Origin of the sequence: Proteus sp. G2300 (assembly GCF_009915965.1) — a bacterium.
Classification (GTDB): domain Bacteria; phylum Pseudomonadota; class Gammaproteobacteria; order Enterobacterales; family Enterobacteriaceae; genus Proteus; species Proteus vulgaris.
In genome coordinates this window covers 422113-436107 of record NZ_JAABNK010000023.1, presented here as the reverse complement: position 1 = coordinate 436107, position 13995 = coordinate 422113, and the positions used below count along the sequence as shown (strand labels likewise).

Genomic DNA, 13995 nt, shown 5'->3' with positions numbered 1-13995 from the left:
TTGGAGATAGTCAAAATGATTTTAGATAAAGAAACGCTTTTTTCACTGGATCAGGCGGTTACTGCATCTGCTGTAAGTAAGCAAATTATCGACTTAACGCCAGTGCATGGCGCATTTCGTGATATCGGTATTGGTGAGCCATTAGAGCTGTTTGCACAAGTGACTGAACAGGCTAAAGCTGCAGGTGAAGCGACGGTTCAAATTAATTTAGAAACCGCGACAGACGATAAATTCTCTGATGCTAAATCTATCTTTGAATCTGTGGCAATACCAATTGCTGATTTAAATGCAGGTAAACGTATTGTGGCGAAAGTACCTCAAGGCGTTTTGAAGTACCTGCGCCTGCAATATGTTGTTGCAGAAGGTCCATTAACGGCGGGTAAGTTCACTGCGGGCATTAACCTAACTGTTGATGCTCATCCTATTTACGATGCTGTAACTCAATAAGGTGTGACATGTCACGATATAAGGTTTTAAAAAAATCATTTATCGCTGGGCGTCTACTTGAAATCGGTGAAGAGGTTGAGTACGACGGTATAGCTGGCGATAACTTAGCGTTAATTGGTGGCGCTGATGCTCGACTTAATACTCATAGTGTGGCTGATGGGGCTGGTGATAATACTGGTGAAGGCATAAGTAATATTGCTGTTAGCGGTTCAGGTGTGGCAATTGATTCAAGCCTTGATGTGCTTCGTGAGCAATATACCCAGCTATTTGGTAAAGCACCTCATCACAATATGGGCGCAGATAAAATGCGCACCGCAATAGATGAAAAGCGGAAAGAACTTGGGGTTTAACCCCCGATGATAAAGGGGGCGGAAGCCCCTTTTTTATTGGAGATAAATGATATGGCCTCAGAAATTGAAATTTGCAATATTGCATTAAGTCGCATTGGTAATAGTCGTTCAATTAATAGCATGACTGAAGCCAGCAAAGAAGCCGTTCAATGTAACCTTCATTATGCGCAATGCCGTGATAGTGTGCTTGCCGATTTTCCTTGGAACTTTGCGACTAAAAAGGTGGCATTAGCCAATACAAATAATCCCCCACCTAATTGGGCGTATGCCTATCGCTATCCTAATGATTGTCTAAAAGCCATTGGTATTGTTGAACCTCATCAAAAGTACCGTAGACCAGATACGGCAATCCATTTTCATGTTGGTTCAGATGAAAATGGTACTGGTCGATTAATTTTTACTGATCATCCTAGTGCATGGCTTGAGTATGTTGCACGTATTACTGACGTCAATATGTTTGATGCGTTATTTAAAGATGCCCTTGCATGGCGTTTAGCTGCTGAATTGGCTCGTCCATTGGCATCAAATGCGGGTATTGGTGGTGAAGCACTACAAATTTACCAAGGTGTTATTAAAAGCGCGGCAGCACATTCATTAAGTGAGTCAGCAGAGCCAACTGATTATATGGATGAATTCACACAAGCGAGGTTGTCATAATGCCATTTAGTCTTATTCAACCTAGTTTTTCAGGCGGTGAAATTGCACCAAGCCTATATGGTCGTGTTGATCTTGCGAAGTATTCAACTGCACTGCGCAAGTGCCATAACTTTATTGTTCGTCAATATGGTGGCGTTGAGAATAGACCAGGCACACGATTTATTGCTGAAACAAAGTATCAAAATAAGAAGTCTCGCCTTATTCCTTTCCAATTCAGCACCGTACAAACCTATGCGTTAGAGTTTGGTGATCGTTATATTCGCGTGTTTAAAGATGGTGGGCAGGTTCTCTATGCTGATGGTGAACATAAAGGCGAAGTGTTTGAATTAGCGACACCTTATAAAGAAGCTGATTTATTTGATTTGAAGTATACGCAATCAGCCGATGTTATGACGATTGTTCATACTGATTATCCACCAATGGAGTTACAGCGTTACGATCATGATGATTGGAAGTTAGTCTCCGTTGAAACAAAGAATGGCCCCTTTGAAGATATCAATACCGATAAGGCAATGAAAGTTTATGCCAGTGCAAGCACGGGGCAAATTACGTTAACGTCTACGCATGATATTTTTGGTACCGAGCAAATAGGTAAACAGTTCTATCTAGAACAACGTGATATTGATGCGGTTCCTGTATGGGAAACAGATAAAACAACCAACCTTAATGATCAACGCCGAGCTGACAGTAACTACTATCGTGCCAATAGTGGCGGTAAAACAGGAACACTAAGACCGTCACACACGGAAGGAATGAGCTGGGATGGTTGGGGGGGTGATACAGGGATACAGTGGGAATATCTGCATAGTGGTTTTGGTATCGTAAAAATTGAAACAGTTAGTGAAGATGGCAAAACAGCCACAGGAAAGGTGATCTCTTATATTCCATCCAATGCCGTTGGTGAAGATAATGCAAGCCATAAATGGGCGCGTGCAGTGTGGAATGATGTTGATGGTTATCCAAGCACCGTTGTTTATTATCAACAACGTTTATTCTTTGCTGGCTCTCGTGCCTACCCACAAACGATATGGGCCAGTCGTAGCGGTGACTATAAGGACTTTGGACGCAACAACCCTATCCAAGATGATGATCGCATTATCTACACATATGCAGGTCGTCAAGTTAATGAAATTCGCCATTTGATTGATGTCGGTTCGCTGGTGGCATTGACCTCTGGTGGTGAATATCAAATCACAGGCGATCAGAACAAAGTACTTACACCTTCCAGTTTTTCAATGTCATCACAAGGGGCTAACGGCTCAAGTGATTTACCGCCAATCTCTGTTGCGAATATTGCGCTTTATATACAAGAGAAAGGCAGTGCTGTGCGTGATTTATCGTATTCCTTTGATGTGGATGGGTATCAAGGCACTGACTTAACTATGTTGGCAAATCACCTATTTCAACGCCACCGTATTGTTGATTGGTCATTTACTACGGTTCCATATTCTATTGCATGGTGCATTCGTGACGATGGGTTAATGCTGGCTTTAACCTATTTAAGAGAACAACAAGTTTTTGCATGGGCGCCACAATCGACAGAAGGGAAATTTGAGTCAACGTGTTCGATCAGTGAAGGCAATGAAGACTCAGCTTATTTTATTGTCCAGCGTACAGTAAACGGCAAACAGGTTCGATATGTAGAGCGCTTGGCTAGCCGTTTATTTACTCGTACAGAAGATGCTTTCTTTGTGGATTCAGGCTTAAGTTATGACGGTAGAAACACAAATGATGTAAAAACAGCAACCATCACGGGTGGATCAGGTGAGTGGAACTATCAAGAAAACTATCAATTAGTGATTTCAGGCAATCCGGTCTTTAGTGCTTCTGATATTGGTAGTGCCGTCAATATTCCTTATTTTGAAGATAATGAACATAAAGAGCTTCGCTGTAAGATTGTTCAATATGTATCTGCAAATCAAGTGGTTATTTCTGCTAATCGCAATATTCCACCAGCATTACAAAATACGCCCACTACTGAATGGAGTATTGCCCGCTATCGCTTTGCTGGCTTAAATCATCTTGAAGGTAAGACAGTTAATATTCTTTCTGACGCTAATGTTTCACCACAGGCTATTGTCACCAATGGCGCAGTGGAAATTGATACACCATCAGCCGTGGTACATATCGGATTACCTATTACCAGCGAATTAGAAACGCTTGATATCCATATCAATGGGCAAGAAACATTACTTGATAAGAAGAAGCTTATTAAGGTTACCAGCTTAATTGTAAATAGTAGTCGGGGTATTTGGGCTGGTACTGAAAAAGAACGGTTATATGAGTATCCTCAACGTCAATTCGAGTTTTACGACAATCCTGTCGATGATGCCACAGGCATTGTTGAAATTAATTTAGATGCAGATTGGAGCAAAAACGGACGTGTCTTTATTAGACAGGTTGATCCTTTACCGTTAGCGGTGCTCTCTGTTATTCCGCGTATTGATGCTGGTGGTTTCTGATATGAAAAAACATCATGTACAAATTATTCCTGCCACTCATGAACATATCGTTCGTTTATTGCCACATGTAAGACAAGCTGATGTTGATGAGTTCTACGCTATGTCAATGCAAACACCTGAACAGGTATTACGACATGGCTTATCTGTTTCTACTAAAGCCTATGCCGGCATTATTAATGATGAGGTGGTGACTATTTTTGGTGTTGCTTCTGGCTCATTACTTACTGGTTTAGGTGTTCCTTGGTTGGTGGGGACTGACTTATTAGAGCAACATCAGAAAACCTTTCTACGACGCTGTAAACCCATCTTAAAACAGATGTTAGTGCAATACCCAACACTGATGAATTATGTCGATGAACGTAATCATATTGCTAAGGCTTGGCTCCATTGGTTGGGGTTTCAGATTGAAGAAGCAAAGCCAGCAGGTTTACTTCAGTTACCTTTCCATCGTTTTACATTGAGGGCTAAATAATGTGTGAACCAACAACATTAGCGGCAGCAGTAATTGGTACTTCTGCGTTGCAAGCATACGGACAATATACCGATGGTAAATTTCAAGCATCAGTGGCCAATCAAAACGCCAAAATTAATGAAGATGCTGCACTTGATGCAATTAATAAAGGAAATGCTCAGGCACAAGAACAGCGTAGACGTACTCGCCAATTGGCCGGCACACAGGCGGCAACAATGTCAGCCAGTGGCATTGATTTAAGTACTGCGGGTGCTTTAGATATTTTGGGTGATACTGCCGCAATGGGTGAGCTCGATGCGTTAACTATGGTAAATAACGCTTCTCGTGAAGCGTATGGCTATCGTATGCAAGCTGAGAATGATCGCCTTAATGCAAAAATGGCAAGACGCTCAGGCAATATGGGTGCAATGACAACGTTATTAACAGCACCTATTCAAGCTTATGGCGCGTATCAGTTGGCTGGTGGTACATGGAGTCCGTTCGGTGGTGGTGGCTCAGGTGCTGCGAAAGCCGGCAAGACATTTGCTAAAGCACCAAAAGGATTTTAATTATGCCAAAGGTTCCTACATACGATAATAGAACGGTTATGCCTGAGCAGTTACCAAATAATGGGTTTTCTGTTCAATCATCACCTGATGCTTTTGGCGCTGGCTTTGGTCGTGCTGGTGAGCAATATGTCGGTTTATTTGCAGAAGCAAAACAAAGAGCCAATGTTGCACTGGCGCAAGATGCCGCATTACAGCTACGACAAAAAGCCAATGAACTGATGACCGATCCGCAAAATGGATTACTTTCTCAGCAAGGTAAGAATGCGATTGGTAAAGCATCTGAGTACGAACAGTCATTTCGTGATTATGCCGGTGAAATATCATCAACACTGCCTGACGATATTGTTCGACAAAGCTTTATGCAACAAGTGCAAGAAATGGGTGTTCAGTTTGCATCACAAGCTAATCGTCATGAGATGGGGCAAATCAAAGCTTATGAACAAGATCAGTTTCAATCAACGCTAACATTAAATGCAGAGTCTGCCGCATCAATGTACGGAGATAATCAGGCTTATATCTCTGCACATAAACAAGTGTTTCAGCAAATAGAAGAGTTTGGATTATCACACGGTTGGGGTGAAGAGCAGATCCTCGCCAAGAAACAAGAATTCAAAGTGGCAACTGCTCGTAAAGCGATTGAAAATCAACTCGGTGCTGATTATATGGGGTTCTTAGAACGAAATGGAGAACCTTCAAGCCTTGGTGGTGCTACCAGAAATAATGCGTTCTATGGTGGTACTGTTAGTAAAGTTAAAGGAATGACCCAGCAGGGCAATATTAACTTACTCAATAGACCAACAGTTAAAAACGAAGACGGCTCAATTAGTACAGTAAGAACGATTTCTATTGGTACTGATGATGGTGAAGTGCTAATACCTACCGTAAGTGACGATGGCAAGCTGTTATCTGATGATGAAGCCATTGCGTTATACGAGCAAACAGGTAAGCACTTAGGAATTTTTGATAACCCAGAAGATGCAACTGCTTACGCTGATAATCTGCATAAACAGCAAGAGAATATGTATACACCTAGTAACGGTGATACAAGAGGCGTTAGAAACAACAACCCTGGTAATATTCGTATATCTAGCAATAAATGGGTAGGGCAAACCGGTGATGATGGTGCATTTGCTAAGTTTGCCACACCTGAGCACGGCATTAGAGCATTAGGTAAAAATCTACTTTCTTATGCTCGACAAGGTTTCGTTACACCTGAGCAGATTATTAATCGTTGGGCGCCACCAGAAGATAATAATGATACTCAGGCATACATTGAGTATGTATCTGATTACCTCGGTGTTGCACCTAATCAGCCATTAGATTTAACGAATTTAGATACCTTAACACATTTATCGACAGCGATAATGTATAAAGAGAATGGGCGTAACCGTGTTAATTACACTGATGAGCAGATAGCAACAGGTATACAGTCAGCACTTGGTTTTGTTGAATTACAAGCGACATCAGAAGCACCAAAACTATTAACTGGATCTGCCGCTTTCGATGCCTTAGATGAAGCTGACCAAGCAAAATATTTACGACAAGCAGAACAACTACGTAAGCAAAAGCAAGGTGAGTTACAACAACAATTCGGTACTCGAGTCGCTGACTCTTACGCAGCATGGGAAAGAGGACTTGAAGCACCTAATGCGCCTACTCATGATGAATTAATCTCTGCGTTTGGCTATGACAAAGGTTCAGCTATGTCTGCTGATATGCAAGAAGCTAAACGTTATGCTGGTTTTATGTCAGCAGCTAAAGAGATGTCTCCACAAGCACAGCAAGCTTTGTTATCACAAATTAGACCTCAAACGGGAGAAGCAAACTACGAAAGCAAAATTCAACGTTGGGAGAAATTTGGTAAGTTCGTTGAAGGTAATATCAACGAACAAGATAAACAGTTTGCAGCTAACCGATTACAACTTTCAATACAAAATAACTTTCCGCTTGATCCTAATGATAAGAATAATCAGCAAGCAGCAGATGATTACTTTGAACAACATATTCAGCAGAGCTTTAATTTGCGTGATGATAATAGCTTAAATGCCGTTGCTGAACTTACTGCAAGAACAGGGATTATCCCATCACAAGTTAAATCTGTATTGAATATGGGGGCAACATCTAAAGATCCTGAAGTTGTTCTTCCTATCGCGAAAATGTATGGGCAGATATTTGATAACAATCCGGCATCAGCTACGGATATCCCATCAAGCACAATGGCGTATTACTCAAAAGTATATAGTTTAAGTCGTGCGGGTATGCCTGATGAGAAAGCGGTAGAAACTGCATTTAAGACGACATTTGAACAAGATGAACGCACTAAGCAAATGATCGCTTCTCAAATCAGGGATAAAGGATATATCAAGGATAGAGATAAGGCAGCACAATCTAATATCAATGATTTTTACCCTTGGTATAAACCATTTTCTTCACCAAACGTCAGTAAGCCTGGTACACAAAATGGTGCTTACTTACGTGACTATCAAACACTGTATGACGCTAACTTTGCTGAAACAGGCGGTGATGCAGAACTAGCCAAGAGAATGACCAACGCTCAAATTAAAAGAACATGGGCGGTATCTAATATCAATGGCAGTGAAGAAGTTATGCGTTATGCACCAGAAGCCGTATACGGTATTAATGAATCAGGTGCTGGCAACTGGATCGCTGGACAATGGGAAGAAGAGAAAAAGCAATTAATGTCTAAGTCATTTGGTGGCGCTTCTTCTGGCACTGAAATCGTTATTGTCTCTGATGCAGTGACACCAAGAGATTACAGCTACGGCATAATGATAAAACAAACCGGTAGTGATGATATCCCTATTTATCGTCCATACACGGGAGATAACGGCTTACCTATTCGCTTTAAACCTGAGCAATCATCATCCCCGATGTATAAAGCTATTATGAGAGAAAAAGAAAAAAATATAGAAAGAGCAAGGGCACAAAGAGAGGGGTGGGAGTTCATCGATCCTGATAATCCACCGATGAAAGTAGAAAAAGGTATCTTTTTTCATACCCTCACACCTGAGTTTAATCCAGACCCAAGACAAAAAATGGTTAAATAGGGGGAATGAATGCCAATATATGAATTAAAAGATGAGACAATAACTTCGGATATTAATTCTATCCAACAAAAAGAACCAACCTATGGTGATAATGTTTCACCGTCTTGGTATGACCCTATTAATCCGCTTGATGATAGACGGCAAACTAAAGAATTACGTGATGCGGCGTTTCGTATCGATAACTCAGTGGGTAGCTTGATTGCTACTGCACCTTTTAATCAATTTGAAGATGTAGAAGGCTATAACCCATTTGAAGATGAATTAACGCTTTCAGGCTATGAAGACTATGCTGATGCTTTTATTCATTCAAACTCTCCTCAAGAAACTGCTGCAATAAAACAACGTATTGATCGTGAGCGTAACGATAAGCAAATGTTAGCAGATGCTGGCGGTGCTGGTGTTGTGAGTAGTATTGCTATGGGGGTTATTGATCCAATTAATGTTGCCGCAATGATGATACCAGGTGGTGCAATAGTAAAAGGCGGTAGTGTTGGTGCAACAGCAGGTAAGTTTGCGCTAGCAAATACCGCTGGTGGTATTGCATCTGAAATGGCATTACATAGTACCCAAGAAACACGAACATTAACTGAAAGTGCAATTAACATTACACTTGATGCCATGATTGGTGGAACCTTAGGTTCAGCTGCGCAATTAGTAAAAAACCGTGGTGAATTGGTAACAAAAGTAAGAAATGATTTAATTGGAGAACAACAATCAGGGCAACAAAATATTCCAAATAATATTCCTGATAATTCTAGTGTTGGTGCTATGGAAGTACCTAACACCACATTAGAACAAGAAACCTTAAAAGGGCCATCATTTATTAATAGCACAATGAATGTTAGCCCTGTTGGCCGTGTTGCTCAATCCCCCTCTAAAACAGCGCGCCAAATTAACCAACAACTCACAGAAAATAACTTTACCTTTGCTAAAAATGAAGAAGGCATTGCGACATTTACCGCTGTTGAAACAAAAGTGAGAGGTTATGAAACTCTCGTTTATAAGCAAGTAGAATCAACGAAAGACCACTTTAAACAGTATAGTCAATCTGGTGGCCGTGATATGAGCTATTACCAATTTAGTGAAGCTGTTGGTGATGCTATGCGCAATGGTGATACTCATGCGATACCACAAGTGGCAGAGGCGGCACGTTCTATTAGACCTATTGTCGAAGCAACCAAAGATAGAATGGTTGAATTAGGGATCTTACGTGAAGGTGTAAAGGTGACAACAGCACAAAGCTATTTCCCTCGTATTTATAAATTCGACAAAATTTTAAATGATCGTACTGAATTTAAGAAAATCATTGCTGACTGGTTAGAAGAGATTAATCAAACCTCAATAAATAAAGCTAAAGGTAGCCTTGATCGTGCTGAAATTGGTATTGATAAAGCACGTAACGCTTCACCACAAGCTGAACGTTTAGGGCTTGAGATTAAAGAGGCTGAGAGTTGGTCAGGTAAAAAATCTTTGTTGATGGATGATATTAATAAATATCAAAAAATCATTAATGAAAAGAACGCGGTAGAAGTTGAGCTAAATTCACTTTCTAACCTTACTAAGCTAAATAAAACACAAACAAGAAGACAGGCAACATTACAAAGAAAGTTACAACGTATTAATGATGCTGAGAATAAATTGCCTGCGTTACAACGTAGTGTTGATATTCTTGATAACCCTCGCAAGTTTAGAAATGAACATCGTCGTTTAACACGAACAGCAAATTCATTAACTCGCCATGACAGAATTAGACAATCCGCATTAAATCGCATGACACCTTTAGAGCGTGAAGAGTTAGATGCGGCAGCAGATGATATCGTTAATAAAATTATTGGTGCTCCGTCTGGCATTGTACCCAGTGAACTGATCCCTGATGGGTTAGTTAAACGTGCTGGTTTTACAAAAGATAGAACGCTAAACATTCCTGATGAACGAATTAAAGACTATCTCGAATCAGATGTTAACTATGTGATGGAAAACTATATTCGCCAAGTTGCGCCTGAAATTGAACTTACGGCTAAATTTGGCCGTGTTGATATGGATAATCAAATCAAAGCGATTACAGAGGAATACAACCAACTTATTGCTGATGCAACCACGCCTAAAGAACGCAGTCGATTAGAAGCACGAAGAGAGGCGGATTTACGTGATATTCGCGCGATGCGTGACCGTTTATTAGGTACTTATGGAGCACCTAAAGATCCAGCAAGTCTATTTGTGCGAGCTGGCCGTGTGGCTCGTCACGTTAACTTTTTACGTTTATTGGGGGGTATGACAATATCATCGTTACCTGATATGGCTCGTCCGATTATGCAACACGGTTTACGTAGTGCGTTAAAACCATTGGGTAAGATGCTAACTGATATCAGTGCTATGCGCATTGCTAAGGCCGATTTGCGTGAAATGGGTATTGGCCTTGAATATGCATTATCCAGTCGTTCTAAAGTGATTGCTGACCTTAACGATCCATATAGCAGACGTAGCTATTTAGAACGTGGTTTACAGTGGTCATCACAGAAATTTGGCAACCTTACGCTGATGAACCAATACACCGACACGATGAAAATGTGGTCTGGCGTTATTACTCAATCTAAGGTACTGAGAGCTGCAAATACTTTAGATGCTGGTGGTTCGTTAAGTAAACGAGAAATAAAGAAACTGGCTCATATTGGTATTGATAAATCAATGCTAAAGCGTATAGCAGATCAGTTTAAGCGACATGGTGAAGACTTAGACGGCATGTTAACAGGGCATAGCCATTTGTGGGATGATCGTGTTGTGCGTGAAACTTTCCAAGCGGCAGTATTAAAAGATGTAAGAACTACAGTTATAACACCAGGCATTGGTGATACACCATTAATGATGAGCAGTGAACTAGGTAAGATAGTTATGCAGTTTAAAACCTTCTTCTTTGCTACTCATAATAGAGCGTTGGTCTCAGGCATACAATCGGGTGATGCATCATTCTATTATGGTGCATTGCTTCAGGTTGCACTTGGATCCCTAGTCTATGTTCTCAAGGCCAAAATGGCAGGACGAGATATTAATACCGAACCGGCTAATTTAGTAAAAGAGGGTTTAGACTGGTCAGGAATGATGGGCTGGTTAGGTGAGCCTAACAACGTATTGGAAAACCTTAGCGGTGGTACTTATGGTATGAGTGCCATGTTTGGTGGGCCACCAGCATCACGTTATCAAAGCCGTAATGGGATTGGTGCATTGCTAGGTCCTACATTTGACCTTGGCGGTGATATTAAAAATATCACATCAGGTGTATTAAACGGTGAGTTTGATGATAGAGAAGTGCGATCTGTACGAAAACTATTGCCTTTCCAAAACTTGTTTTATTTGTCACCATTATTAAATCAAGTTGAGGAGCAGATGAAGTAACAAATAGCACCGCTTAAGCGGTGCATTACTCTCATTTCTTTAATTCAGCTAAAATACATTCCACCAACGGTATTATATTTTTATTGCCTCTCATCTTTTGAACTATAAAGTTTCTCATTGCTATCAGTTCTACAAGTGGAGCTGATACATCATGACCATCTTCTCCCATCTTTGTTAAAAGTGCTTCAAGGTTTGATTTTGTAATTAATTTTTCAATCCCTTCATCGGTATTCACTACATCTGGATAGTTAGCTGGTGCAGGGTATTTATACTTCTTTTCCATGGCTAAAGTCCTCACTAATGAAAATAATTACGTAAACTATAATAATGTAAATGCATTAAAATGTTCATCTAAATGGTTAATTTAATTTTCTATTTGATAGCCATTATTGCAAATATGGATATATTTTGTAGTTAAACGTATCATGTCTTCATTAACACCAGAGGAGATGAGCAATGACGGTATCTACTGAACTAAGCCATGAAGAGTATGTAGGTAATGGCGTAACAACGGATTTTGATTTTCGTTTCCGTATCTTTGAAAGCAAACATTTGATTGTTGTGGTTGCTGACAGTGACGGCATTGAAACAACATTAAAGAATGGTACTGATTACACTATTGTCGGTGCAGGTTCTTATCATGGCGGTAAGGTGGTTTTAAATAAACCTTTAGCTAAAGGCTGGAAGATATTATTAGAACGTGATTTACCTGTTGTACAAGAAACTGACTTACGTAATCAGGGAAAATTCTTTGCTGAGGTACATGAAGATGCCTTTGATTATTTAACGATGTTAATTCAAAAAGCATTGGGTACTTTCTCTTTAAGCTTACGTAAGCCTACCTATCTATCGAATTACTATGATGCCAAGGGCAATCGTATTGCTAATTTGGTACCGCCAAAGTTAGGTACTGATAGTGCCAATAAAGACTATGTTGATAACAGTATTAAAGATATTGATAGTAAGACACTACGAGTCAAGGATAAACCTATTAATGCGTTACCAAACACTGAACAGCGTGCCAATAAAATTTTAGCGTTTGATGATCATGGCCAGCCAATAACTGTTTTACCAGAGAGTGGTTCTGCTTCGGATGTATTGATTGAATTGGATAAGCCCACTGGTGCATCAATGATTGGTATGCGTTCAAATAAAAGTATTCAATATGAAATCGATTCGTTATATAAATCTATAAAAACGTTGCCATCAAAATTTAGCATTGCTTATTCGGAAGATATTGTAGGCTTTGATTATGCCCAAGGCCTTGCTGAAACAGATAATTACTGGTTTATCGGCTATGACAATGAGCACACTGGGCATGTTAAGCGTATCTGTAAATTAGACTTCACAAGTATTGATAGTGGAATTATTACCTCATCACATTTACAGGGGATCGCTGTAATTGATGACAATACCATTATGGTGGGTGGCTACAATGATGGTGAGATTATCAGTTATAGTTTCACAACAGGGATATCAACAACTATAACTACTGTTGGATTCAGGAAAGATTATCCGTTCTGCTGGGATGGTGAGTATATCTACCAGATACAAAATATCGACCCGAATATTTCCACCGCTGAATTCAGTTATTTGGCGTTACTGAAGCCAGGTATTGGAATTATTAGGTACTCAGAAATGCTAAGGAAGTATATTAGACAAGGTTATATTCAAGGTATGACTATTCATAATGGGGAGCTTATATTTTTTACTGGTGGTTCATTTTCAGGAGATAAGCTAGCAAACAGGAACATTGCAACAATTTATAAAACATCGTTGTCTGGTGTTTTACTTGACGCAAAACAATTTTATAAAACAAGTTTTATAGCTAATTTTGGAACAACACAATCATATGAATCGCAAGGAATAAGCTGTATTAATAATAAACTCACATTATCATGCTATGTGTCTGGTAGATTATTGTTATTGCGTGAGGATGATTCTATTTCAGGCAAGGATATCGGGACAAGTTATAGTTTAAGTGAAGTGTTTTATCATGGTATTAATGAGGTTGGTATTTCTGATTCTCAATTATTATCTAAAGGTATTCAATTAATTGTAAGTGCAATGGTGGAAAATAGCCGATTAGTTCAGTCAGTATCATCTGATACCCCTAGCTTACAATCTATTATCGGTATGCAGTATGGCGTATTAGAAATTATAAAAATAACAAATTATCGTGCAATTTGCAGATTCTATTATTGCGCTAGTGGGTTTTTGTCACCAAAGTCAGCAATTAGTTATGTCTTTGGTGATACGGCAACACCATTTTATTATCACAAGTTAGGTAGAATGATTTCTCCAGTATTGTATCAATCAGCTACTATTGCTGAAATAGGAGAAATATTGATACCGAATATTTTATCTCTAAACAAACTAGTAGTAGAAGTGACAAACACAACAGCAACAAATCCAGTAGTACGTAATGTTTATGATACAGATGATATTAGTCACATGACTGAAAACGCAATCTCTGTAGTAACTTCAGTGGGTGGAAGTGATATATCATATAGAATAACATCATCAGGAATAAAAGTATTAGCTATAAAAGGGTTTCCCATTATAAGATATATCACGGGGTCTTAAATTTTAATTGGGGTC

Annotated in this window: 10 protein-coding genes; 9 read left to right on the top strand and 1 reads right to left on the bottom strand. The window is 39.7% G+C overall.

All coding sequences use genetic code 11. The features are described from left to right. Positions 1–15: 15 nt before the first annotated feature. Genes GWI97_RS13505 through GWI97_RS13470 form a run of 8 tightly spaced genes read left to right on the top strand, consistent with a single transcriptional unit; the run spans position 16 to position 11394 of the window. Complete coding sequence (locus tag GWI97_RS13505; RefSeq protein ID WP_161752032.1) at positions 16–447, top strand: Bbp16 family capsid cement protein; 432 nt, start codon at positions 16–18, stop codon at positions 445–447. Positions 448–455: 8 nt separating this feature from the next. After that, the gene (locus GWI97_RS13500; RefSeq protein ID WP_099660564.1) at positions 456–797 is read left to right on the top strand and encodes a hypothetical protein; all 342 of its coding nucleotides are present in this window, start codon (positions 456–458) and stop codon (positions 795–797) included. A 51-nt stretch (positions 798–848) separates the two neighbouring features. Then, positions 849–1454 carry a hypothetical protein gene (locus GWI97_RS13495; RefSeq protein ID WP_004243342.1) on the top strand — a complete coding sequence of 202 codons (606 nt, stop codon included), beginning with the start codon at positions 849–851 and terminating at the stop codon, positions 1452–1454. Beyond that, entirely contained in the window at positions 1454–3916 is a 2463-nt protein-coding gene (locus tag GWI97_RS13490; protein ID WP_161752031.1) for a hypothetical protein, read from the top strand. The genes GWI97_RS13495 and GWI97_RS13490 overlap by 1 nt, the downstream gene beginning before the upstream one ends. A 1-nt stretch (position 3917) precedes the next feature. Beyond that, entirely contained in the window at positions 3918–4388 is a 471-nt protein-coding gene (locus tag GWI97_RS13485) for a hypothetical protein (RefSeq protein ID WP_237585393.1), read from the top strand. After that, the gene (locus GWI97_RS13480; RefSeq protein WP_004243338.1) at positions 4388–4936 is read left to right on the top strand and encodes a hypothetical protein; all 549 of its coding nucleotides are present in this window, start codon (positions 4388–4390) and stop codon (positions 4934–4936) included. Before GWI97_RS13485 ends, GWI97_RS13480 begins: the two co-directional genes overlap by 1 nt. Positions 4937–4938: 2 nt before the next feature. Continuing rightward, a complete protein-coding gene (locus GWI97_RS13475) occupies positions 4939–8004 on the top strand; it encodes a hypothetical protein (protein WP_237585392.1) in 3066 nt (1021 codons plus the stop codon). A 9-nt stretch (positions 8005–8013) separates the two neighbouring features. Beyond that, positions 8014–11394, top strand: coding sequence for a hypothetical protein (locus GWI97_RS13470; RefSeq protein ID WP_161752029.1), 3381 nt, complete (start codon positions 8014–8016; stop codon positions 11392–11394). Positions 11395–11425: 31 nt separating this feature from the next. On the opposite strand, the gene GWI97_RS13465 is transcribed toward GWI97_RS13470, so the two are convergent. Continuing rightward, positions 11426–11677, bottom strand: a complete 252-nt coding sequence (locus GWI97_RS13465; protein ID WP_161752028.1) for a hypothetical protein — start codon at positions 11675–11677, stop codon at positions 11426–11428. Positions 11678–11850: 173 nt separating this feature from the next. Here GWI97_RS13465 and GWI97_RS13460 point away from each other — a divergent pair, with 173 nt between their 5' ends. Further along, positions 11851–13980, top strand: coding sequence for a hypothetical protein (locus GWI97_RS13460; protein WP_161752027.1), 2130 nt, complete (start codon positions 11851–11853; stop codon positions 13978–13980). The last annotated feature ends 15 nt before the right edge of the window (positions 13981–13995 follow it).